The sequence below is a fragment of the Bradyrhizobium sp. CCGUVB23 genome, from assembly GCF_024199885.1.
GTDB lineage: Bacteria > Pseudomonadota > Alphaproteobacteria > Rhizobiales > Xanthobacteraceae > Bradyrhizobium.
Genome location: NZ_JANADQ010000001.1, coordinates 7,620,902 through 7,643,941, shown reverse-complemented (window position 1 = coordinate 7,643,941; position 23,040 = coordinate 7,620,902). Strand labels below are relative to the sequence as shown.

22 protein-coding genes and 1 pseudogene are annotated in these 23,040 nt (G+C 63.0%); 9 read left to right on the top strand and 14 right to left on the bottom strand.

What is annotated here, in order from left to right:
* Positions 1–13: 13 nt before the first annotated feature.
* Genes NLN62_RS35560 through NLN62_RS35535 form a run of 6 tightly spaced genes read right to left on the bottom strand, consistent with a single transcriptional unit; the run spans position 14 to position 6,242 of the window.
* On the bottom strand, positions 14–700 hold the full coding sequence (locus NLN62_RS35560) for a nitroreductase (protein ID WP_254111887.1): 687 nt from the start codon (positions 698–700) through the stop codon (positions 14–16).
* Positions 697–1,737 carry a phosphotransferase family protein gene (locus NLN62_RS35555; RefSeq protein ID WP_254111886.1) on the bottom strand — a complete coding sequence of 347 codons (1,041 nt, stop codon included), beginning with the start codon at positions 1,735–1,737 and terminating at the stop codon, positions 697–699. The genes NLN62_RS35560 and NLN62_RS35555 overlap by 4 nt, the downstream gene beginning before the upstream one ends.
* Before the next feature lie 5 nt (positions 1,738–1,742).
* Positions 1,743–2,987, bottom strand: coding sequence for an acyl-CoA dehydrogenase family protein (locus NLN62_RS35550; RefSeq protein WP_254111885.1), 1,245 nt, complete (start codon positions 2,985–2,987; stop codon positions 1,743–1,745).
* Between the two features lie 42 nt (positions 2,988–3,029).
* On the bottom strand, positions 3,030–3,815 hold the full coding sequence (locus NLN62_RS35545) for an SDR family NAD(P)-dependent oxidoreductase (RefSeq protein ID WP_254111884.1): 786 nt from the start codon (positions 3,813–3,815) through the stop codon (positions 3,030–3,032).
* A gap of 10 nt (positions 3,816–3,825) precedes the next feature.
* On the bottom strand, positions 3,826–4,587 hold the full coding sequence (locus NLN62_RS35540; RefSeq protein WP_254111883.1) for an SDR family NAD(P)-dependent oxidoreductase: 762 nt from the start codon (positions 4,585–4,587) through the stop codon (positions 3,826–3,828).
* Positions 4,584–6,242 carry an AMP-binding protein gene (locus NLN62_RS35535; protein WP_254111882.1) on the bottom strand — a complete coding sequence of 553 codons (1,659 nt, stop codon included), beginning with the start codon at positions 6,240–6,242 and terminating at the stop codon, positions 4,584–4,586. Before NLN62_RS35535 ends, NLN62_RS35540 begins: the two co-directional genes overlap by 4 nt.
* A 194-nt stretch (positions 6,243–6,436) precedes the next feature.
* On the opposite strand from NLN62_RS35535, the gene NLN62_RS35530 reads away from it, so the two are divergent.
* Entirely contained in the window at positions 6,437–7,456 is a 1,020-nt protein-coding gene (locus NLN62_RS35530; protein ID WP_254111881.1) for a zinc-binding dehydrogenase, read from the top strand.
* Between the two features lie 23 nt (positions 7,457–7,479).
* Here the strand turns inward: NLN62_RS35530 and NLN62_RS35525 are convergent, their stop codons facing one another.
* Genes NLN62_RS35525 through NLN62_RS35505 form a run of 5 tightly spaced genes read right to left on the bottom strand, consistent with a single transcriptional unit; the run spans position 7,480 to position 12,003 of the window.
* Positions 7,480–8,697, bottom strand: a complete 1,218-nt coding sequence (locus NLN62_RS35525) for an ABC transporter substrate-binding protein (protein WP_254111880.1) — start codon at positions 8,695–8,697, stop codon at positions 7,480–7,482.
* A gap of 25 nt (positions 8,698–8,722) precedes the next feature.
* Positions 8,723–9,418, bottom strand: a complete 696-nt coding sequence (locus NLN62_RS35520; RefSeq protein ID WP_254111879.1) for an ABC transporter ATP-binding protein — start codon at positions 9,416–9,418, stop codon at positions 8,723–8,725.
* On the bottom strand, positions 9,415–10,113 hold the full coding sequence (locus tag NLN62_RS35515) for an ABC transporter ATP-binding protein (protein ID WP_254111878.1): 699 nt from the start codon (positions 10,111–10,113) through the stop codon (positions 9,415–9,417). The genes NLN62_RS35520 and NLN62_RS35515 overlap by 4 nt, the downstream gene beginning before the upstream one ends.
* Before the next feature lies 1 nt (position 10,114).
* Positions 10,115–11,149, bottom strand: coding sequence for a branched-chain amino acid ABC transporter permease (locus NLN62_RS35510; RefSeq protein ID WP_254111877.1), 1,035 nt, complete (start codon positions 11,147–11,149; stop codon positions 10,115–10,117).
* Positions 11,146–12,003 (bottom strand): branched-chain amino acid ABC transporter permease, encoded by an 858-nt coding sequence (locus tag NLN62_RS35505; RefSeq protein ID WP_254111876.1) that lies wholly within the window; start codon positions 12,001–12,003, stop codon positions 11,146–11,148. Before NLN62_RS35505 ends, NLN62_RS35510 begins: the two co-directional genes overlap by 4 nt.
* 374 nt (positions 12,004–12,377) lie before the next feature.
* On the opposite strand from NLN62_RS35505, the gene NLN62_RS35500 reads away from it, so the two are divergent.
* On the top strand, positions 12,378–13,244 hold the full coding sequence (locus NLN62_RS35500; RefSeq protein ID WP_254111875.1) for a MaoC/PaaZ C-terminal domain-containing protein: 867 nt from the start codon (positions 12,378–12,380) through the stop codon (positions 13,242–13,244).
* Positions 13,245–13,280: 36 nt separating this feature from the next.
* On the opposite strand, the gene NLN62_RS35495 is transcribed toward NLN62_RS35500, so the two are convergent.
* Positions 13,281–14,453 carry a phosphotransferase gene (locus NLN62_RS35495; RefSeq protein WP_254111874.1) on the bottom strand — a complete coding sequence of 391 codons (1,173 nt, stop codon included), beginning with the start codon at positions 14,451–14,453 and terminating at the stop codon, positions 13,281–13,283.
* Positions 14,454–14,715: 262 nt separating this feature from the next.
* On the opposite strand from NLN62_RS35495, the pseudogene NLN62_RS35490 reads away from it, so the two are divergent.
* The 4 genes and pseudogenes from NLN62_RS35490 to NLN62_RS35475 all read left to right on the top strand — a co-directional run.
* Positions 14,716–15,117, top strand: a pseudogene (locus NLN62_RS35490) (ABC transporter substrate-binding protein); the annotation flags it as partial.
* A gap of 77 nt (positions 15,118–15,194) precedes the next feature.
* Positions 15,195–15,920 (top strand): ABC transporter substrate-binding protein, encoded by a 726-nt coding sequence (locus NLN62_RS35485; protein ID WP_254111873.1) that lies wholly within the window; start codon positions 15,195–15,197, stop codon positions 15,918–15,920.
* Between the two features lie 75 nt (positions 15,921–15,995).
* Positions 15,996–17,144 carry a thiolase domain-containing protein gene (locus NLN62_RS35480; protein WP_254111872.1) on the top strand — a complete coding sequence of 383 codons (1,149 nt, stop codon included), beginning with the start codon at positions 15,996–15,998 and terminating at the stop codon, positions 17,142–17,144.
* Positions 17,144–17,533 carry a Zn-ribbon domain-containing OB-fold protein gene (locus tag NLN62_RS35475; RefSeq protein ID WP_254111871.1) on the top strand — a complete coding sequence of 130 codons (390 nt, stop codon included), beginning with the start codon at positions 17,144–17,146 and terminating at the stop codon, positions 17,531–17,533. The genes NLN62_RS35480 and NLN62_RS35475 overlap by 1 nt, the downstream gene beginning before the upstream one ends.
* 42 nt (positions 17,534–17,575) lie before the next feature.
* Here the strand turns inward: NLN62_RS35475 and NLN62_RS35470 are convergent, their stop codons facing one another.
* Together NLN62_RS35470 and NLN62_RS35465 are read right to left on the bottom strand one after the other, a co-directional pair.
* Positions 17,576–18,766 carry a CaiB/BaiF CoA-transferase family protein gene (locus NLN62_RS35470; RefSeq protein ID WP_254111870.1) on the bottom strand — a complete coding sequence of 397 codons (1,191 nt, stop codon included), beginning with the start codon at positions 18,764–18,766 and terminating at the stop codon, positions 17,576–17,578.
* 18 nt (positions 18,767–18,784) lie between these two features.
* On the bottom strand, positions 18,785–20,083 hold the full coding sequence (locus NLN62_RS35465) for an enoyl-CoA hydratase-related protein (RefSeq protein ID WP_254111869.1): 1,299 nt from the start codon (positions 20,081–20,083) through the stop codon (positions 18,785–18,787).
* A gap of 129 nt (positions 20,084–20,212) precedes the next feature.
* On the opposite strand from NLN62_RS35465, the gene NLN62_RS35460 reads away from it, so the two are divergent.
* From NLN62_RS35460 to NLN62_RS35450, 3 genes are all read left to right on the top strand, one after another.
* Positions 20,213–21,394 carry an acyl-CoA dehydrogenase family protein gene (locus tag NLN62_RS35460; protein ID WP_254111868.1) on the top strand — a complete coding sequence of 394 codons (1,182 nt, stop codon included), beginning with the start codon at positions 20,213–20,215 and terminating at the stop codon, positions 21,392–21,394.
* A gap of 72 nt (positions 21,395–21,466) precedes the next feature.
* Positions 21,467–22,225: an SDR family oxidoreductase gene (locus NLN62_RS35455; RefSeq protein WP_254111867.1), complete on the top strand. Its 759-nt coding sequence runs from the start codon at positions 21,467–21,469 to the stop codon at positions 22,223–22,225.
* 18 nt (positions 22,226–22,243) lie between these two features.
* Positions 22,244–23,038 carry an enoyl-CoA hydratase-related protein gene (locus NLN62_RS35450; RefSeq protein WP_128933754.1) on the top strand — a complete coding sequence of 265 codons (795 nt, stop codon included), beginning with the start codon at positions 22,244–22,246 and terminating at the stop codon, positions 23,036–23,038.
* Positions 23,039–23,040: the final 2 nt, after the last annotated feature.

Sequence of the window (23,040 nt, the reverse complement as noted above, 5' to 3'; positions counted from 1 at the left end):
CGGCCACTCGGCCTCAGCGGTGAAAGCGCACGACGTCATCGATCGCAGCCCGATCGACCCGCGCAGAGTTGGCCTTGACGCCATGATCCTCATAGCCAAACGAGATACCGAACAGCAGCCTGTAACTGGGAGAAATGCCGAGCTGTTCGCGAACAATGTCAGGAAACAGACCGAGCGCGCCCTGCGCGCAGGAGGCGATCCCACGCGCGGTCAGCGCCAGCATGAGGGTTTGCGCATACATGCCGATGTCGGTCGCCTCGCGTGTATCGAACGGCTCCGGCATGAAAATGAACACGGCATGAGGCTCGTCGAAGAACGCATGGTTGCGGATATACGCGAACTTGCGCCCCACCGTATCGCTCCGCGCAACGCCCATCGCGCCATAGAGAGCCTGCGCCGCACCGACCTGCCGTTCCCGATAGATTCCGGTGAACTTGCCGTCGGCTGGCCAATCCGGCTTGATCGGCTCGTCGCGCATCCCTGCCGCGACAAGCGCCTCGCGAAGGCGCCTGAGCTTCTCCCCCGACACCACATGCGGCATCCAGGGCTGTACATTGCAATTCGAGGGCGCGCACTGTGCCAACTTGAAGACCTCGCGAAGGATCGCATCGGGCACCTCGCACGGAAGGAAACCGCGCACGGATCGACGCCGGCGGATCGCTTCATCGACGCTCATCGACGGTCGTTCCGGCATGCTCATGGCTCGCCCTCGATCAAGGCCATTCCCCGCGTCGCATAGGCACGCGCGAGCCGGCGCCCCACATTCGCGGCATCAGGTAGCGTGTTGTTGCCGAGTTCGCCGCGAGCCGCGACGCCGGCGCTACCGACCGCACCGCGGAACATCGCGAAGACCTGGTGAAACGCCGTCAGCCGTTCGGTCGCTGCCGCGTCGTCGTAGTAGCGGACGAGATAGCCTTGCTCGCTCGGTATCCCCATCCGATCGAGCGGCAGACCGAGCAAGCCTCCGTTCTCGTCAGGTGCCATGCGCCACGCCTGCGTGTTGAACGCGAGATCGACCAGCGGGTGGCCGAGGGTCGACAGCTCCCAATCGAGCACACCAATCACGTGCGGTTCGGTCGGATGAAACACAAGATTCGCCATCCGGAAGTCACCATGGCAAAGCGCAAGGCTGTCGCTTTCGGGCACACGCTCTGACAGCCAGCGCACCATCCGGTCGAGTGCCGGATTGTCGTCATCACCGCGGCGGTACTCGCCCCACAACTTTGACCAGCGATTGAGCTGGCGGGCAAAATAGTTTCCGGGCTTGCCGAAATCACCGAGCCCGACCGCGCTGTAGTCCAACCGGTGCAGCGCAGCCAACGTTTCACCCATTGACCGATAGCAGGCCGCGCGCTCTTCCGGCGCGAGCCCGGGTAGCGCGTAGTCGTAGATAACCCGCCCTTTCAGCCATTCCATGAGATAGAACGGCGTGCCCAGCACCTCGCGATCCTCGCAGTAGCGGTAGGGTTTCGGCGTCGGCACAGCGCTGTTTTGCAAGGCCGTGAGGACTCGATACTCGCGGTCGATCGCGTGAGCCGACGGCATCAGCACGTTGTTCGGCTGCTTGCGCAGAACCGCCTGCCAATCGCCGCAGGTCACGAAATAGGTCGGGTTCGACATTCCTCCGCTGGTGCGCGTTACGAGCGTCTCGGAGCTTCCGCCGAGCCAGTCTCTCAGATATGCGTCGAGCCGACGAAGATCGAAATCCACAGCCGCGTCGCCCGCCTGTCCGTTCATCGCAATCAGCTCGCGCTTTTGCCGCTGAAGCCGAACAGATATTGTGCCACGCGGCGCATCTGCACCTCTTCGGTTCCCTCCGTAATGCGATAGCGGCGGTGATGGCGGTAGATGTGCTCGAACGGCATGGCGCGGCTATAGCCCATGCCGCCATGCACCTGCATGGCACGGTCCGCGGCCTCGCAGCACAAACGGTTGGCGCGGAAGTTACAGATCGACACCATGTCGCTGATCGTCAGCGGGTTCTGGCGATCCATCTGCCATGCGGTGCGGAAGATGAAGTTGCGCAGCATCTGGTAGTCGGCCCAGAGCTCGACGAGCGGGAACTGTACGGCCTGCTTTTTGGCGAGCGGCTCGCCGAACGCGACGCGCGATTTCGCGTATTTGACCGCTTCCTGGATGCAGTAGCGCGCGGCACCGGCGCTGGCCGCCGCCTGGCGGATGCGGTTCTCATGCACGAAGCGCTGGGCGACGACGAACCCCTCACCTTCCCTGTGCAGGATCGCGCTGTCGGGCACGCGCACGTTGACGAGCTCCGTCTCCGCGTGATCGCTCGGCATGTTGAAAGTCCAGTGATTGTAGAGCACGTTGTGGCCGGACGTATCGGTCGGCACGATGAAGGCGGTAATGCCCTTGGCCTCGCCCGGCTTGCCTGAGGTGCGGGCGAACACCAGATTGGCGTGTGCGCGCGCGACCTGGCTGTTCCAGCGCTTGCGGCCGTTGATGACCCAGTGATTTCCGTTGCGCTCGCCGGTGGTCTCGAGCCAGGTCGCGTCGCTGCCATGGCCGGGCTCGGTCAGGCCAAAGGAGAGATGCTTCTTCCCCGTGATGATGCCTTCGATATAGGTCTTCTGCTCCTCGGTCCCGTAATCGGCCAGCGCCGGGATGATCGGAAAATTGCCAACAATCGACGATTCATCCTGCAGGTCGTTGTGCAGCCCCAATCCCTTGGCAGCGAGATGCTCGCGGATCGCGGCAATCGCGAGATTCGACGCAGCCTGCCCGCCACACGATTTCGGCAGGCCATAGCGCAGATGCCCGGCTTTGTCGGCGCGGCGCTCCATCTCGCTGATGAGCGCACGCCATTCATCGCGGGGACGGCCGTCATTGTCCCAATCGGTGCGGGCGTTCTCGCGACGGTGGTCGAAAAACTTGATGTTGTCGCGTTCGAGCGGCTTGATCTCCGCCTCGATGAAGGCGTCGAGTTCGGCGAGCTTGTCGGTGATCTCCTGCGGGAGTTCGAAATCCACGGCGCCTCTCCTGTCTTTGTTCTTGTTGAGCCGTCCGCCCTGCTAGAGCGCGATCCGGCCATAGGGATGGGTGCTGCTGACACCGCCATCGACGGACAGCAGCTGACCGTCCACATAGGATGAATCGTCGCTCGCCAGGAATGCCGCTGCCGCCGCGATTTCCTCAGAGCGCCCCGGGCGCTTGAGCGGCGTGACGTGACCGAGCTTGGATTCGACTCCGCGCGCACGCGCGTCCTCGAACACCTTGCGCGTCAGTTGCGTCTCGACGAGCCCGGGCAGCACCGCGTTGACGCGGACGCCGGTGCCGGCAAAGGCGTTGGCCGCCGTCTGCGCCAGATTGTTCACCGCGGCTTTGCTTGCGCTGTAGGAGATCGCGCCCGCATTGGCGCGGAGCGACGCAGCGGATGATGTCAGGATGATTGAGCCATATCCCTGCGCAGTCATGTGACGGCCGGCGTATTTAATGGCGAGGAAGCAACTGATCGTGTTGATGCGATAGACCTCGGACCATTCCTCCACCGTCTGCTCGAGCAGCGGCGTATTGGTCCCGGTGACGCCGATATTGGCGAAGAAGACTTCCAGCCCACCGAACTCAGCGACGCAACGCGCTACGACCGCAGCCACGTTCTCCTCGACCGCGGCGTCCGTGATCATGGCGGACGCGACTCCGCCCTCGGCCCGGATCTCCGCAGCCGCTTCCTCGGCATTGCCGGCGCGGCCGACCACTAGGACGGAGGCGCCTTCGCGCGCAAAGCGAATGGCGCTGGCGCGGCCGATTCCGCTTCCGCCGCCGGTAACGACCGCGCGCTTGCCTTCGAGCCGCTTCATGCGTCTTCTCCTATTTTGCAGGAACGGTCCAACCACCATCGGCGGTGATGACCGCGCCCTGGATGTAGCTTGCGTCGTCGCTCGCGAGGAACGCCGCGAGCGCCGCGATCTCCTCGGGCGCACCGAAGCGCCCGGCCGGCATCTCGGCCTGACGCGTCGCGATCGTCGCCTGGTCGAACTGCGCGATCGAGGCTGGCGTCCCGATCATGCCCGGCGCGATCACGTTGACGCGGATCTTCTTGGCGGCCAGCTCGATGGCCGAGGCACGCGACAGTCCAACCACGCCGGCTTTCAGCGCTGAATAGGCGATGGAATCCTTGGCCGGATGAAACGCCGACACCGAGCTTAGATTGACGATCGAGCCGCCGCCGCGCCGCTCCATCTGCGGCACGACGGCCCGAGTCGCCCAAATCAGGCCATGCACACCGACGGCGAACATCCGCTCCACGGTGTCGACCGTGATCTCCGTCAGCGGCTCGAAGCGCGCAAACACAGCATTGTTGACGAGCACGGCCACCGACGCATCGAACTCGCGCTCGACGCAGGCAAACAGCGCATGAACGGCCTCGCGGTGCCCGATATCAACTTCGTAACCTCTCGCATCGAACCCCATGTCTTTCAGTCGGTCGACCGCAGGCTCCAGGCGGCGCGCGCTGATATCGACACAAGCAAGGCGCCCGCCCTCCTGGCCGAACCGCTCGGCGATGGCGAAGCCGATGCCACGCGCTGCGCCCGTGACGACGCAGACGCGGTCCTTTAGACGCGGGTTCATGCGCTGGCCTTGTGAGGCGGCACGGCGAACGCCTTGGCGATCTCGCGAAGCTGATACTTCTGCACCTTGCCGGCCGGCGTCTTCGGCAGGTCGGCGACGATTTCAATGCGCTCCGGCCAATACTGCTTGGCGACCTTGTGCTCGGCCATGTGCGCCTGCACGGTAGCGAGATCGAGCGTCATGCCCGGACGCAGCACCACGAATGCGCAGGCCCGCTCCCCGAGCCGCGGATCCGGATAGCCGACAATGGCGACGGAGAGCACGGAAGGCAGCTTGAACATCAGGTTTTCGATATCGAAGACGGGAACGTTTTCCCCGCCGCGAATGATGATATCCTTGATACGGCCGTCGATCCGGATGTAGCCCTCGTCGTCCATGTAAGCCATGTCGCCGGTATCGAACCAACCGTCGGCGTCGAACGGCTCCATGTCCTCCCGCTTGTAGTAGCCGAGGAACATCTGCGCACCGCGGACCTTGAGCAGCCCGCGCTCTCCGACCACAGCCGGAGAGCCATCCATGCGCAACACCTTGACCGCGACGCCTTCGACCGGACGCCCGTCGGTCTTCGAAGATTTTTCCAGTGCGCGCTCGGGCTCGGTCAGCGTGCTCGCGAGCGACTCCGTCATGCCCCACAGCGAGCACACCTTGAGATCCAGCTCCCGATAGGCGCGATCGATCAATGCCGGCGGGATCGGGGCACCCGCGCAGAGAAACTTGCGCAGCTCGGCCGGTTTCGCCGCGCCCGCCGCGACGGCCTCACACATATCGGCCAGGAACGTCGCGGCGCCGGCCGAATAGGTGACGCCCTCCTTGGCCATGATCGAGACGCCGCGCTTGGGCTCCCAGATGTCCTGGAAAATCACGGTGGCGCCGATCTTCAGGCCGAGCAGCATGCCCGCGGCAAAGCCGGTCATGTGGCCGAGTGGCGAGCAGACCAGCATCGTGTCGGCGGCATCGAGGCGGAAGCGGCCGCCAAGTCCGATGCAGCAGCCCATCAGCGTGTTGAGGCAATGCATGACGCCCTTCGGCGAACCGGTGGTTCCCGAGGTGAACATCAGCACGGCCATCCGATCCGCCGGCAGCGCGCCGATTTCGCCGGCCGGCGGCGGGCCGAGCCGCTCGCTGCCCGACAGCAATACCTGATCGAAGCCGCTTGCCCCCTCGCCGTCGACGACGATGACATGGGCGAGTTTCGGCAGATTCGGCTGCAGCGAACGCGCCATGACCTCGTGATCGAAACCGCGGAACAGTTTGGGCACCACCAGCAACCTGGTCTCGGCAAAGCCGAGCATGTAGCTCAGCTCATGCTCACGGAAGATCGGCATCAGGGGATTGACCACCGCGCCGACCCGGAACGCCGCGAGCGCAATGACCGCGAATTCCCACCAGTTCGGCAACTGCACCGAGACGACATCGCCGGGACCGACGCTGAGACGACGCAGGGATGCGGCAGCGCGCGAGATCAGATCGCCGAGTTCCGTATAGCTCAAGCGCTTTGGCGTATCGCGATCGGCACGATCGGCCATCAAGGCGAGCTTGTCGGGCGTGGCAGCGATCGTCTGCTGCAGGAACTCGTCGAAACTCTTGTCGACCCAGAAACCGCTGGCGCGCATCGCACGCGCATGCGCCACGGGATCGAAACGATGCTCGCTCATGACGTAGCCTCCATGACGATTGATCGATGCACTTGACGGCATATTAGTTCGCTAGTGTATTATATTCAAAATCAACTGCAACCCTAAAATGGGCGGTATTCGCGATCGGAGACGCGCCGCATTCGACGTTTCGTGATCTAGTGCATTACTTCCTGTGCGGCCTTGCGGCGCGGCAGGAAAGCAAGGAGGCAATCATGAAAGCAGCAGTCCTGGAACGACGCGGCGTGGACGGCGTGGTCTGGCGCGATTTCCCCGATCCGGTGCCGGCCGCCGGCGAATCCGTGCTGAAGGTCGCGGCAGCGTCGGTCAACCGCGTCGATCTCTATATGCGCGACAATGGCAGCGGCATCACCCACACTTTGCCGCAAGTGATGGGCGTCGAGGCCGCCGGCGAGGTTGTCGAGGCCGCACCCGGCAGCGGACTGAAGCCGGGCATGAAGGCAGTGCTGTTCTCCGAAGCGTTTTGCGGCAGGTGTCGCTACTGCCTGGCCGGCGACCAGCCGCTCTGCGAAAACGTCAAGATCATGGGCGAGCATCGCGATGGCGGTTTTGCCGACTACATCGCGATGCCCAGCACGTGCTTCTTCCCTCTCCCCGACGATGCGGATCTGGTCGCCGCGGGCGCCCTGATGACCGGCCATCTCACCGCCTGGCGGATGCTGTTCGGCAAGCGCGCGCTGCAACCCGGCGAAAGCGTCATGATCGTCGGCATCGGTGGTGGCGTCGCGGTCGCCTGCCTGCAACTCGCAAAACTCGCGGGCGCCCGCGTCTTCGTCACCTCCTCCAGCGACCAGAAGATCGCGAAGGCCATTGCGCTGGGCGCGGATGGCGGCATCAACTATTGGCGCGACAAGGTGTCGGCCGCCATCCAGCAGATGAGCGGCGGGGGTGTCGACATGGTGATCGACAGCGTCGGCGAAGCCAGCTGGGGTGAATCGCTGCGTTCCCTGCGCCGCGGCGGCCGCCTGGTGACCTGTGGTGCCACCACAGGCTCCAATCCACCGGCCGATCTGCAACGTGTCTTCATCCGCCAGCTCGAGATCTATGGCTCGACCGGCGGCAGCGTCGGTGAATTCCGACAACTGCTCGATGTGTTCAATCGCGGCCTGGTCAGGCCGGTGATCGATTCCTCCTTCAAGATGGCGGACGCTCCTTCGGCCCTCGCGCGCCTCTCATCCGGGGCACAGTTCGGCAAGGTCTCGCTCGTGGTGTAACTACGAGCGAGACTGGGTCAGCGTCACATCTTGCAGGCGGGATCGACCGGCGGAATGATATCCGGTCCCGGCTCGATCTTCTTGATCTGGTAGGCCGGCTTGCCCTCCGGACCCATCACGATCTGGCTGATCGCCATCCGCCGTGCCGTCTGATGATCGCCCGCGCGGACCTCCACATCACCCAGCACCGTCTCGGTCTTGAGGCCGGACAGCGCCGCGCGCACCGCGTTGATGTCGGTCGAGTTCGCTTTCTGCAGCGCTGCGGCCATCAGCTGGATTGCGGCATACTGGTCGGCGCTGGTGTAGGGCGGAAGCTCGCCGTTATACTTGTCCTTGTAGGCCTTCACGAAGGCTTCGGCCTGCGCACCGGGGAAGCCGGCCACGAAGCCGATGTTCTGGTAGACACCGAGCACGGTCTCGCCCTGCGCCGGCAGCGTCTGCGGGATCACGAAGGAATTGCCCAGCACCATCTTGTACTTCTTGAACAGGCCGAACTGTTGCTGCTGCTTGGCAAGATTGATCGCGTCGCTGCCGAAAATCGTGACGAACAGGCCGTCGGCCGGATCGGCCCCAAGCTCCGAGATCTTGGCGCCGAAATCCGGAGTGCCGTTCGGCGAGAACAAGGTCTTGCCGATAGTTCCGCCCTGCGAGGTCACCAGCGCCTTGAACTTGTCCGCGGAGTCACGCCCCGCAGCATAGTCGACCGCGATGATGTCCCACTTCTTGATGCCTTGATCCTTCAAGAATTCCCTGAAGGTCCCCATGATCATGGAGTCGTTTGCATTGACCCGGAAATAGTTCGGCGTGCAGTTCTTTCCGGTGAGGCCGTCGGCATTGGCCATCACTTCCAGCATCAGGACCTTCAGCGCCGGCAGCTTGGCCTGTAGCGCTGGTGTCACCGCTGATGTGTCCATGCCGGTGATGAACATCGCGCCGTCCTTCTGGACCGCGCGGGTGGCGCCGTCCACCGCCGTATCGGGCGTGCCGGGATAGGAGATGAAGGTCGCTTCCAGCTTCTTGCCCCCTGCGCCCCCGGCGGCGTTGATCTGCTCGATCGCAAGGTTGACGGCCTTGACCTGGGTATCCTTCAGGCCGGCGAGCGGTCCGCTGTCGATCAGGAGAACGCCGATCTTGACCGTATCCTCGGCCAGGGCCGCGGTGCTGACGGCAAGAGCCATCGCCGCACCGATGGTCGCCGCGCGCAGCGCACCGAAAGCTGGACCCATGGATGATGTCTTCATTCCTCCCTCCTCCGTTTGCCTTTTTCTAGAGCGCCATGAGCGCTTGGTTTTCCGGTGCGCTGATGGCCGCGATCGCGCCTGCGCCAACAACTTCGCCCTTTGCCAGAATAACAAACCGATCGGTGGCGCGCTTGACGAGGTTCAGATGCTGCTCAACCACGAGCACACCGGTTCCGGCGCTGCGGATCTTGTTGAGCGTGTCGACCAGGCCGTCGATCAGCACCGGTGAAAGACCTTCCGAGGGCTCATCAAGAAGGATGAGGCTTGGATTGGCCATCAAGGCGCGGCCGATCGCCAGCATCTGCTGCTGGCCGCCGCTCAGCATCGTGCCCAACCGATCGGCGCGCTCCTCAAGCACCGGAAACAGCTCATTGATGGTCTTCAAGGTCCAGTGCCCTGCCCTGCCGGTCGAGCGGCCCAGCAACAGGTTCTCCTTGACCGTGAGGTTCGGCAGAATGCGTCGTCCCTGCGGTGCGATCGACACACCGAGCTTGGCAGCCGTGTAGCCCGGCAGGCCGTCGATCCGACGGTCGCGAACCCAGATTTCGCCCGACAGGATGTTGGTCTCGCGGAACACGGAGAGCAGCAGCGTCGACTTGCCAGCGCCGTTGCGGCCGACCAGCGCGACCGACTCACCTTCTTCGACCGTCAGGTCGATGCCGCGCAGCACGGTCGAGGCGCCATAGCCGGCAAACAACGACTGAATCCGTAGCGCGCTCATGCCGCGGTCCCCAGATACGCAGCGATGACGCGATGGTCGGCGCGGATGGCTTCGGGCGTCCCCGTGGCAAGATGCCGTCCGAGATCGAGCACGGTGACCATGTTGCAGCAGGCGAACACGGCATCGACATCGTGCTCAACCACCACCGCGGCGATCCTGCGCTCGCGGACGAGGTCGCGCACATGCTCGAACAGGCGGAGCGTCTCCGTGGCCGACAGACCGGCTCCCGGCTCATCCATCAGCAGGAGACGAGGACGGCCGATCAGGGCCAGTGCGACGTCGACCCGGCGCTGCACACCGTAGGCGATGCGCCCCGCCTTCTGATCGAGATAACCGCCGAGATCCATGACCTCGATGACGTCACCGAGATGGTCATCGCCGAGATGCTGCGCGACGAGCTTGAGCTGCTCGTGCACGGTCAAGTCCTGGAAGATGCTGGTGCGCTGGAACGACCGCGCCATGCCTTGCCGACGACGCCAGCTGATCGATCGTCGCGTGATATCCTCGCCGCAGTATCGAACACGTCCCGAGGTCGGACGCCGCCGGCCGCAGATCGCATCGAGCAATGTGGATTTGCCGGCGCCATTCGGGCCGATGATCCCGTGGAGCAGGCCATCGCCGCGTACCTCGAGATCGACGTCCGTCAGCGCCCGCACCGAGCCGTAAGTCACCGAAAGCTTCTCGATCGCGAGCATGTCAGGACGCCTCCCTTCGCCAGCCGAGCCGCTTCGACAGGCCAGACAGCCCGCCGACAACACCCCGCGGGAATACGACGATGAACACGACGATGGCGATACCGGTCAGAAGCTGCGTGAGCCCGCGCGCACCGAACTCGTCCTGCGCAAAGGAGAAGAGCAGCCCGCCGAGGATCGGCCCAAGCGAGCCGGAGATGCCACCGATCAGCGCGGCCACCAGCGTATTGGTGCTGACTGATAATCCCAGGCTCTCCGGCGACACGAAGCCGGCATTGAGCACATGGAGGAAGCCGGCGATCGCCGCCACGACATTGACGAGGACATATCCGATCAGCCGCGGCAGAAAGGTATTGAAACCCGAGAAGCGCATGCGCTCCTCGTTCTCCCTGATGGCGCGGAGCACGGCACCGAGGCGGGAACGTGCGATGCCCCAGAACGCCAGCCCGACTAGGACGGTCACGATCCAGGCGAGTGACCAGAATTGTGCGGGATCGGCAAAGTGAGCGGCGTCGATGCCGAAGATCGATCCGTTGATCCTCACGACCAGTCCATCCGCGCCTCCGGTATAGTCGCGCAATCCCTCGAGCAGCACGGCGTGGCTGATCATCTCGCCGGCGGCGAGCGTCAGCATCATGAAGGCGAGCGGATTCGTCCGGACGATCAACGCACCGAGCATGGCGGCGTAGGCGAGAAGGGTCAGGAGCGCGACGCCTAACGCTGCCGTCGGCGTCAGGCCCCACTCACTCATGCCGATCGCGAACAGATATCCGGCGCCGCCATAGATGCTGGCCGCGCCGAGCGCGACCAGTCCGGCCTGGTTCATCAGGAAGGCGACGCTAAGTGCGAGCAGGCCCAGCAGCAGGCCTTCGCTGCCGAGGCGGAGCACGAAATCGCTGGCGAGCCAGGTCGGAACGACAGCGCCGGCACCGAGCCCGATCAGTCCGACGACGATGGCGAGCGACCGCCGCGGGAGCGGGCCGCCGAACGTTGTCGTTGCAGGTGCACGCAAGTCGTCGGTCATCGTGCCGTTGCTCAACTCAGCACCCTCCCGCGTCCGATGCCGCCGGGCGCGATCAACAGCACGACCATCAGCAGGATGTAGGGCACGAGCGCTGCAAGATTGGGCAGGAACACCGATCCCGCGACCTGAACGAAGCCGAACAGCAGAGCCGCAATGATTGCGCCGCCGATGCTGCCCGTGCCGCCGATCACCACGATGATCAGGCAGTTCACAATCATCACCACGTCCATTCCGGGATCGACCGACAAATACGGTCCGGCCAGCACGCCGGCGATGCCGGCGAAGGCCGTGCTGAGGCTGGTCACGAGCAAACTCAGACGGTCTGCATTGATGCCCATCATGCGCGCGACCGAGGGATCCTGGCTGACGGCGCGCACGTAGAGCCCCGACGACGTAAACCGGAGCCATAGCGCCAGCAGCGCACAGGAGCCGAGGCCCATCACGATCAGAAAGAGCCGATAGACCGGATAGGAAAGGTTCAGGATGGTCACCGATCCCGACAGGACTTTCGGCGCATCGACGCTGCGTGCTTCCCCGCCATAGATGTAGATGATGATCTGACCGACGATGATGCCGAGGCCCAGCGTGACCAACGCCACTTCGATATGCGAGCGTCGCTGCAGCGGTCGCAGTGCCAGATACTCGAATGCGATCCCGAGCAGCGCCAGCAGGATCGGAACCAGCAACAGCGCCAGCCAGAAGCCGCCGACGAGAGCGATCGTGTAGCCTAGATAGGCACCGAGCATGTAGATCGCGCCGTGGCCGAAATTGATGACGTCGCGCAGGCCGTAGATCAGGGCAAGCCCGCTCGACAGCATGATCAGCAGCGAGGCGAGCGCCAGCGAATTCGCGACCAGAAGCGCGATCACGACGGTATTACCTTGTCACGATGCATCGCCGAGCCGAACCCGCCCGTCCTATGCACCGCCAGCCTGCGCGCTTGACCTCGCAAAGGGCCCTCCTGCCACCGCTCGGCATCCATAGCGGATGTTCGATCGCGCTCCGTGCCGGCCTTCAGCATTTCCCCGTCCTGTCGGACAATCTCGAGTTCGACGCTCGATTAGTACACTGGCTTATCATATACTGGTATCCACGGCAAATCCAAATCGGGACCGTGCGCTGCGGCATCTCGTGCAGAGCGGCGTCTTGTTCGAGGAGCGTTTGCCAACATTCGTACGCAGCACAACGGTTTTTAAGTTTGTGTCGTGACCGCTGCATCCAGCATGTATTGCCAGGAGACCCGATGAACCTTGATCATGTTGTCGCGCGGCGCTTCGCGCCGATCCATCAATCCTACGATTGGCGCGATTGCGCGCTCTACGCGCTCGGCCTGGGCATGGGCGACGATCCCCTGGACGAGGACGAATTGCCCTACGTCTACGAGGGCCGCGATCAACGCGCCGTACCCAGCATGGGCGTGACGCTCGGCTGGCCGCCGCTGTGGATCGCCGAGCCTGAAACCGGAATTGCCTGGACCAAGGCCCTGCACGGCGAGCAACGCCTCACGCTGCACCGCCCACTGCCCGTCAGCGGATCCATTCGTGCCGACCATCACATCAGCGCCGTCGAGGACAAGGGAGCGATGCGCGGCGCCCTGCTCTACTTCGATACCGAGCTGTTCGACACCGCCAGCGGCGAGCGACTGGCCACCCTGTGCGCGACGGAATTCCTGCGCGGCGACGGCGGCTGCGGCAACTACGGTTTGCCGCCCGTCGCGATCACACCGATTGATGGCGACGCAAAACCCAGCGCCAGCGTTACGTACCGGACGCCGCATCAGGCGGCCTTGCTGTATCGCCTCGTCAGCCGCGACTACATGCCGATCCACGCCGACCCGGTGGTCGCTCGCGACGCCGGCTTCGATCGACCGATCTCGCACGGTCTGAACACGCTAGGCCTGGCGTGCCGCGCGGTCCTCAAATGTTACGCAACTAGCCATCCCGAGCGCCTGCAGGCGATGGCCGTGCGATTTGTCGCGCCGGCCTTCCCGGGCGACACGATCCGGATCGAGATGTTCGAGGAAAGCGACGCCGTCCGCTTCAGGGCATGGGCCATCGAACGGCAGGTCATGGTGCTGGATCGCGGAGAATGCCAACTGGCTGCCCGCTGACGATTTTTTGCTGGCAAAGTCCGATGGCCGTGCGTCTCAACAGCGAAGCGCGTCCAGATCGGCCATCGCCGTCGAGATGCGCTCGATCATGGCCACGGTGGTCTCCTCGGACTGCATGTCCGGCAACAGCGGCGAGTGGCACAAGGTAATTGTCCACATCAGGAGCGCATGCACCATCTGCTGCCGGTAACGCAGAAAGCTGGTGTCGAAATCCGGCCGGGTGCCCGTGAGCACGGCAAACCGATCGAGATAGCGCTGAAGCAGATCCTTCTCCCATTTGCGGCGGTCGTCGGGCGTGAGTGCCGCCGTCACCGCATAGGAGAAATCTCGTGTCCAATGTCCACGAGCCAGACACTGCCAATCGCACAGGCCCATCTTGCCCGCGCCCGTGCGGTACCAATTGCCGACATGCACATCGGAGTGCATCAGCCCTTGCGGCTCGTTGTCGTGGACGGCAAGGGCCCGAATGGCCGCAGCCCAGACCGTATCTCGCTGTGCCAGCATGCTCGCGGGTATGACGTGAGAGGCGGCATCGAACGCCTTTCGCGTATAGTGTTCCAGGCTCATCTTCTCCGAGCCGATGGTAAACCATCGCGGATAGCTGGCGACCCAGGGATAGCGCTTCGGAAGTTCTGCATCGCCGTGAAAGCGGGCATGAAGGGACGCGAGGAGATCGATCATATCCTCGGCCATCTCGCGGGAAACGTAGGTTCGGTAGTTGCAGAACGTCGCCGACTTCGTTGCGACCATATCTTCCAGAAGAAGGATCGAGGCAAACGTTTTTCGGTCCGACGCAGCGTGATACCCGATCGGCGCCTCGATCTCGAGCTGCGGCCGAAGTTGCGTGTAGAAGCGACCCTCGACCCGTGCCGTACCGTTGAATCCGCCGATCATCCGTGTGACGACGCTGGGCAGCGACTTGGTAAAGATCGACGCCGGCAGCCCCGCGCGCCGGCCGGCCTCGTTATACGTGACGATCAGCTGATGGCGCTCGTGCGTCCCCGCGCTCGCCGGCTTCACAACGACCCCGGTCACAACGGCATCGGGAACCTTCTGACAGAGTACGGCCGTCAGCCATTCGGGCGTGATGGCGTCGGGCGAGCATGGAACATCCTCCGCCCGCCGCGCCTTCGGTCGGACCAGACGCTCGAAGGCGACGCGCCCACCGATCTTCAGCGCGGCCAGTGCTGTTGCGCCCGAGGCAGCCATGGTCCCTCCCTATGCCTGCGGCGATCACACGCACCGCCGCGGCCAATTCGTACACTTACGTACGATCTTTATCACGATCCGAATGATGGTCAAGGCAAAGCAGCATCACAAGGACGCGCCTTCGGTTAGCTTCCCGCAGCGCAACGCGAGAAAAGGCCAAACCGATCGGAACAGCAAATCGCCTATTTTCGTTTTCTACAATATCGTATACTTGTGTACTACATGATGACGCATCTTGCCATCAACACTTGCAAGACACGACATGGGAGGAGCCATGAGGATCTCGATTCTGATCGCTATTTCTGCGCTTTTCCTCAACAGCGCCGCTTCCGGGGTGGACGCCGCCGAAAAACAGTACGGACCGGGCGTCACGGACACCGAAATCAAGATCGGCCAGACCGTCCCCTACAGCGGGCCGGCGTCCGCTTTCTCGAGCTATGGCCGGGTCATGAGCGGCTATTTCCAGATGCTGAACAAAAAAGGCGGAATCAACGGCAGGAAGGTGAACCTGATCTCGCTCGACAACGCATTCAGCCCGCCAAAGGCGATCGAGCAGACCCGCAAGCTGGTCGACGATGACGGCGTTCTTGCCGAGGTCGGGACGGTCGGCACCGTGCCCAATGTCGCCGTTCAGAAGTATCTCAATCAGAACAAGGTGCCCCAGGTCTTCATCTCGGCCGGCGGCCGTCGCTTCAATGACCCGCGGAACTTTCCCTGGACCGTCCCCTTCCGCCATTCGAGATGGAGGGCGCCACCTTCGGGACGTTCATTCTCAAGAAGATGCCGAGTGCCAAGATCGCCGTGCTCTACCAGAACGACGACTACGGCAAGGACTACCTCACCGGCCTCAAGGCAGGATTGGGGGCCGACGCTACAGCAAAGATCGTAGCGGAGGCGCCCTACGAGCTCAGCTACCCGACGGTCGACTCTGAGATCCTCAAGCTCAAGGCGTCGGGCGCCGATACGTTGATCTATTTCACCACGCCCAAATTTGCAGCCCAGGGGATCAAGAAGGCCAACGAGCTCAACTGGAAGCCGGTGCAAATTCTGGCAAGCCCGGTTAATTCGATCCAGGGGGTGCTGACGCCAGCCGGGCTCGAAAACGTCCAGGGCGCCTATACGACCCAGTTCGCCAAGCAGGCCAGCGATCCGGCCTGGGCGGAAGATGCGGAAGTGAAAGACTACGTCGCCTTCATGAAGAAGTGGGCGCCGAACGACAGCCCGAACGACTTCATCGCGCTGTCCGGCTACATCAATGCGCAAGCCATCGCGAAGGGCTTGCAGCGATGTGGCAACAACCTGACGCGCGAGAACCTGCTTGCCCAGGCGACGGGCTTCAACAAAGAGCGCGTCGGCATGCTGCTCCCGGGAATCGAGCTCACCAACTCCAAGGACAACTACGCCCCCTACCGTAGCTTGCGCATGGCGGTGTTCGAGAAGACCTCCTGGAAGCTGCTCGACGAATGATGTGGACTTCCTTTCGAGCCTGTCGCGTATGACCGCTGCAGGCCCTCCCCCCAAGAGCCACTGCGGAGACTTGAGTTGACCATCAAGGGTAAGGCCTACATTGCCGGGATTTACGAACACCCGACCCGGCACGCGCCGGACAAATCCACCGCCCAGCTCCACGCCGAGGTCGCCAAGGGGGCGATCGAGGATGCCGGGCTCACGATGGCCGACATTGACGGCTATTTCCTTTCGGGCGACGCGCCGGGCGGGGCCTGGCCGATGGTCGACTATCTCGGCCTGAAAGTGCGTCATATCGACAGCACCGATACCGGCGGCTGCTCCTATATCATCCATCTCGGCCATGCCGCCGAGGCGATCGCCGCAGGCAAATGCTCGATCGCTTTGATCACTCTGGCCGGCAAGCCACGCACGGGCCCGACGCCGCCGCGAGCGCCTGGCGCCGAGGCCGATTTCGAGTCCGCCTATGGCGCGACGACGCACAACGCCTATGGCATGTGCGCCATGCGTCATATGCACGACTACGGCACGACGTCGGAACAACTCGCTTGGATCAAGGTCGCGGCCTCCCATCACGCGCAGTACAATCCCCACGCGATGCTCAAGGATGTCGTCACCGTCGAGGACGTCGTAAGCTCGCCGATGATTTCCGACCCGCTGCACAGGCTCGACTGCTGCGTCGTTACTGACGGTGGTGGCGCGCTGATAGTCACCACGCCGGAAATCGCCAAGAGCCTGAAGAAGCCGCTCGTGCGCCTCATCGGCCATGGCGAGGCGATGAAAGGCCCGCGCGGCGGCAAGGATCTCGATCTTACTTATTCGGCCGGTGTGTGGTCCGGCCCGCGTGCGTTTGATGAGGCCGGCGTCACGCCGAAGGACATCAAATACGCCTCAATCTACGACAGCTTCACCATCACGGTGCTGATGCAGCTCGAGGACCTCGGCTTCTGCAAGAAGGGCGATGGCGGCAAGTTCGTCGCTGACGGCAATTTGATCTCCGGAGTCGGCAAGCTGCCGTTCAACACCGACGGCGGCGGCCTGTGCAGCAACCACCCCGTCAACCGCGGCGGCATGACCAAGATCATCGAAGCCGTCAGGCAGCTGCGCGGCGAGGCGCATCCGAAAGTGCAGGTGCCGAATTGCGATCTCGCCATCGCCCACGGCACCGGCGGACTTTTGGGCGTGCGCCATGCCGCCTCGACTGCAATTTTGGAGCGCGTGTGATGAGCGAAGCAAAGAAGCATCCCGCCCCGGTGACCAATCCCGAGACTGTGCCGTTCTGGGAAGCCGCCAAGACCGGCAAGCTCATGATCAAGCGCTGCACCACCTGCGGCGAAGCGCATTACTTCCCGCGCTCGATCTGCCCGTTCTGCTTCTCCGACAAGACGGAGTGGGAGGAAAGTTCGGGCGAGGCGACGATCTACACCTACAGCCTGATGCGGAAATCGCCGACCGGTCCATACGCGATCGGCTATGTCACACTGAAGGAGGGGCCGTCGCTGCAGACGAACTTCGTCGACTGCGATCTGACGGGTCTGAAGATCGGCCAGAAGGTGAAGGTGGTATTCAAGCCCACCGACGGCGCACCGCTGCCGTTCTTCACCACGACCTGACGCGCAGGAACACTATTGCAGCCCGTGGCGGCGGGAACACCATCAACTGATGACATCGTCGCGGCGTAGTTCGGCGATGCTCGCAGCGGAGAGGCCCAGTTCCTTCAGGACCTCATCGGTATGCTGCCCAAGCATGGGCGGCGGCAGACCTGGGCTGCGCTCGTTTCCGACGAAGGTGACGGGATGGCCGACGCAATTCAGACGGCCCGCTGCCGGATGATCGTATTGCATGATGAGCGTATCCGCCTTGGTGTGCGGATGTTCCAGGAGCTGAGCGAGCGTGTTGATTGGTGAACAGGGAATGCCGACCTCGCTGAGGACCGCATTCCAATGTGCAACGGTCTTGGTGGCGATCACTGATTGCACGTACTGAAGCGTTTCGGCGCGATGCTTGACCCGATCCGCATTGGTCCTGAATTTCGGAGCGTCCACGATCGCATTCAGGCCGGCGACGCCGCAGAACTTACGCCAGAGATTGTCGTTGGCCACTCCGATCATGATGGGTCCGTCCGCCGCCTCGAAAGCCTGGTACGGGCATAGCGATTCGTGACTGGAGCCGCATTTGGCAGGCTGCGTCCCCCGCTCCCAGAACGTCTGAAGATTGTAGCCGAGAAGTCCGAGCGCCGTGTCGAACAGCGACACCTGGATCGAGGCGCCCCTGCCCGTCTTCTCGCGTGCAAACAGGCTGGCCAATATGCCGCTGAAAGCGTGCACTCCCGTCATCTGGTCGATCGGAGAAATGGGGCTGCGGATATACCCACCGCCCTCGTCACCCGTCATGGACATGATGCCGCTGAACGCCTGCAAGATCAGGTCATAGCCCGGCGAGTTCTTGAGCGGTCCCGTCCGACCAAAACCCGAGATGCTGCAATGCACCAGCCGGTCATTGAGCGCGCAAAGGCTTGTCGCATCGATACCCAGCCGTTCGGCAACCCCCGTTCCAAAACTCTCAATGGCGACGTCGGCAGATTTCGCGAGCTCGTGCACGAGCTTTCGTCCCCGATCGGACTTCATGTTGATCGCAATGCTACGCTTGTTGCGATTGGCGCTCAGAAAGACCGTGCCAAGTCCCGGCGCGGGAAACGGTGGCCATCCCCGTGTCTCATCGCCCTGCCCCACTGCTTCGACCTTGATGACCTCGGCGCCGAGATCGCCTAGATACTGAGCGCAGAGCGGACCTGCGAGCACCTTCGAAAGATCGAGAACCTTGATACCATCCAGAGGTTTTGACACGGCTTCCCTCCTCACCGACTAATTCAGGCCGGCCGCCAGCAGACCGCCGAGATAGGCGGGAAACCCCGCCTGCGTGACCAGGACGTAGTCCGCAGCCCGGCGTTCCGACTCGTCAAGCTGAGAGCGCCAGCCTGCCGCCGCGGCCTCGGCATCTGTCAGACGCGCGCGCAACAACTCTTTGCCCCAGGTCCTCGGCTCATCGTCATGCCAGTAGACAGCGCCTGCGATGCGACCGTCGAATTCGGCGTTGTGAGACCGATCGACGCGGAAACCTGCCCGAGCGAACGCCTCGGAGAGCTCTTGGCCGCGCTCCGAATGGACACCAAGTATGTTTGAAATCGCGGCGACGGCGTCTGCGATCTTGGGATTCAAGCCCTTCTTTTTCAGCCGCTCATAGTCAAGCCTGCCAAGAAACAGCGTCCTGATCATGTTACGGGGCTCCCGCCTCTGGATCAGCTTTGCAAAGATCTCCATCTCGGTTCGGATGGCGGCATCAAAGGGCAACGGGAAGCCCTGCTCGACACAGTCGAGGATGGCGAGTGGCGCCGGATAGTGCCCGAGCGTCTCGAAGAGGATCTTCCTGCGGCTCTCACCGACAATCGCAGACAGCCGCGGCGCATCCTCGGCGCGCCAGCCCGGCCGGTCCCAAGGTTGAGTGGCCGGAGGACGCGACAACACCCAGCGCTCCGCGGCGGCCACTTCCTCGCCGAGCGGCACCACCTGATCCGCAAGGCCGGCAGCAACGGAGGCTGCCCCGCCAAGCCTCGCACCTTCGAGCAGCACGGGCAGCGCCGCTTCGATCCCGATCATGCGCGGAAGGCGCTGGGTTCCACCGCCGCCCGGCAGCAGCCCGACAAGTGACTCCGGCAAGCCGAACGTCGCCTGCGCGTGATCGGCAACGACCCTGTGATGCGCCGCGAGCGCGAACTCGCAGCCGCCGCCCAGCGCGAGGCCGGCGATCGCCACTGCAACCGGCTTGCCAGTCGTCTCAAGCCTACGCAGGGCATGGCTCAGCCGAAAAAAGTGATCGAAAGCGATGCGATCGCGCTCGCCGGGAGGCGCCGCCATGATCATGTCATAGGCCGTCTCGAGCTCGGCCAGATCCGCGCCCGCGCAGAACGCCGACGACTTGCCGGACCGAATGACAACGCCTACTGCGTCGCTCTGCCTGAGGTAATCCGCGAAGAGACCCAGCTCCTCGATCGCTGCATTCGAGAACACGTTCATCGAACGGCCGGGCATGTCGAAGATAAGGTGCAGGACGCCGTTTCTCGATAACTCGATGCGAAACTGCTTCAGCTCCGGCCCGATTGTCATCGTTCCCTCTCCCTTCCCGTTACCGTTCATTGGTGTACGATCGTACTTGCCTTGGCGCCGTTTCGGGTTGTATACCCAAACCAAATACTGTACACTAGCAAACTAAATCAGACAGGACGCGTTTTGACAATGATCGAGCGCACGATATTTCGCGAAGAACATGAGATTTTCCGCCAGACGGTCCGTCGCTTCGTCGAGCGCGAAATCGTGCCCTTTCACGCCAAATGGGAGGAGGACGGCATTGTCCCGCGAGACCTGTGGCTGAAGGCGGGTGCCGCCGGCCTCCTCTGCTGTACCGTGCCCGAGGAGTATGGCGGCATGGGGCTCGATTATCTGTTCGACGTCGTTGTCTTCGAGGAGCTCTGGCGGTCGGGCGCCAGCGGACCGGGCTTTCTGATCCATACCGACCTGGTTGCGACCTATATCCTGTCCTTCGGAACCGAGGCGCAGAAGCGCAGATGGCTGCCAAAGATGGTCTCAGGCGAAGCGATCGGCTCGCTCGGCATGACCGAACCGCATGCCGGCAGCGACCTCAAGGCGATCCGGACGCGCGCCGTGCGTGACGGCGACGACTTCGTCATCAACGGCCAGAAGGTTTTCATCTCCAACGGCCAGCTCTGCGACTTCATCGTGCTGGCGACCAAGACCGACAGCCAAGCCGGCGCCAAAGGCGTGACCCTGTTCATCGTCGAAAGCGATCGGCCGGGCTTCAAGCGCGGCCGGAATCTGGAAAAGCTCGGCATGAAGGCGCAGGATACTTCGGAGCTGTTCTTCGACAATGTCCGCATTCCCGCCAGCAATTTGCTGGGCAAGGAGGGCAAAGGTTTTGCCCAGATGATGACCAAGTTGTCCCAGGAGCGGCTGGCGCAGGCCATCCGCTCGGCGACGGTCACCGAGACAGTCATCGACTGGACGTTGCAATATACGTCCGAGCGCAGCGCGTTCGGCCAGAAACTTGCCGATTTCCAGAACACCCAGTTCAAGCTGGCCGAGCTCAAGACCAAAGCGGCCGTCGCCCGTGTCTTTACCGACAAGTGCATCTCGCTATTCATGGAGGGCAAGCTCGATCCCGTCGATGCGGCAATGGCCAAGATGTTCACTTCCGAGCTGCACTGCGAAACGGTCGACGAATGCCTGCAATTGTTCGGCGGCTGGGGCTACATGTGGGAATACCCAATCGCGCGGGCCTATGCGGACGCGCGGATCGTCAAGATCGCCGGCGGCTCGATCGAGATCATGAAGACGATCATTGCGCGCCAGATGTACTCGCAGCGCGGGCATGACATTCAGAAGAACGGGTCGGGCTCATAGGCCACCGTGCTCCTTCGGCGACACCGCAAGGCTGCCGCCGAACATCGGAACGACAAACAAGGGAGATGAGCGTTGAAGGGTCTATCGGGAAAAGTTGCCGTTGTGACCGGGGGCGGACAAGGCATCGGACGAGGATTGACGCTGCGGCTGGCTGAAGAAGGCTGCAAGATCGCCATCTTCGACATCAATCCGCAAGCCGGCGAAGAGACCGCAAAGCTGGCACCGCAAGCTGTGATCAAGACCTACACCGTCGATGTGGGAGATGCGGCTTCCGTCAACGATGCGGTCGCCAAGGTCGAAGCCGAGCTCGGCCCGATCTGGCTTCTGGTCAACAATGCCGGTTGGGATCGCCCCATGCCGTTCCTGAAGACCGAGAAGGAGCTCTGGGACAAGATCATCCGCATCAACCTCTATGGGCCGCTGAATACCCACAAGGCGGTTGCGCCGCTGATGGCCGAACGCGGCGGCGGACGGATCGTCAATATCGCTTCCGATGCGGCGCGCGTCGGAACCAGCGATGAGGCCGTCTACTCTGCCTGCAAGGGCGGACTGATCTCCTTCACCAAATCGCTGGCGCGCGAGCTGGCGCGCAAGAACGTTCTCCTCAACGCCGTCTGCCCGGGCCCGACGAACACGCCGATGATGGCGGCGGTGCTTGGCGAAGGCGAGCACGCGGTCAAGTGGAAGGATGCCATGGTCAGAGGCATCCCGCTCAAGCGAATGGGTGAGCCCGAAGACTACGGTGGGATCGTCGCGATGCTGGCCTCCGACGACGGCAAATTCATCACCGGACAGACCATTTCCGTCTCCGGCGGAATGAACATGATCTAACTTGCGCGAGGACATGCCATGACCGATCCCAAGCAATTCACTGACGTCATCTATGAAATCCGCGACCGCGCCGCATGGATCATCATCAACCGGCCGAAGGTCTACAACGCGTTCCGCGCGCGCACGCTGGACGAGCTCATCCAGGCCTTCCAGCTTGCCGGCAATGACCGCAACGTTGCAAGCATCGTGCTCACGGGCGCTGGAGAGAAGGCGTTCTGCACGGGTGGTGATCAATCCGCACACGAGGGCCAATATGACGGCCGCGGCGTCGTCGGGTTGCCCATCGACGAGATCCAGGGTCTGATCCGCGACGTGCCAAAGCCGGTGATCGCCCGGGTCAACGGCTTTGCGATCGGCGGCGGCAATGTGCTTGCCACGCTGTGCGACCTGACCATTGCGGCGGATCACGCTCAGTTCGGCCAGGTTGGCCCCAAGGTCGGGTCGGTGGATGCCGGTTGGGGCACCGCCTTTCTGGCACGGCACGTCGGCGACAAGAAGGCTCGGGAGATCTGGTATCTCAATGAGCGCTACACGGCCGAACAGGCCCGCGAAATGGGGCTCGTCAACAAGGTTGTGCCCATGGCGCAGCTCGATGCCGCTGTGAAGGATTGGACCGACAAGCTCGCGCAGCGCTCGCCGACTGCGCTTGCCCTCGCGAAACGCTCATTCAATGCCGACTCCGACAACATCCGCGGCATCAGCAACTTCGCGCTCCACGCCGTCAAATTGTTCTACGACACCGCGGAGTCGAAGGAGGGCGTCGCCGCATTCAACGAGAAACGCGATCCGGATTTCCACAAGTTCGCGCGCTGAGC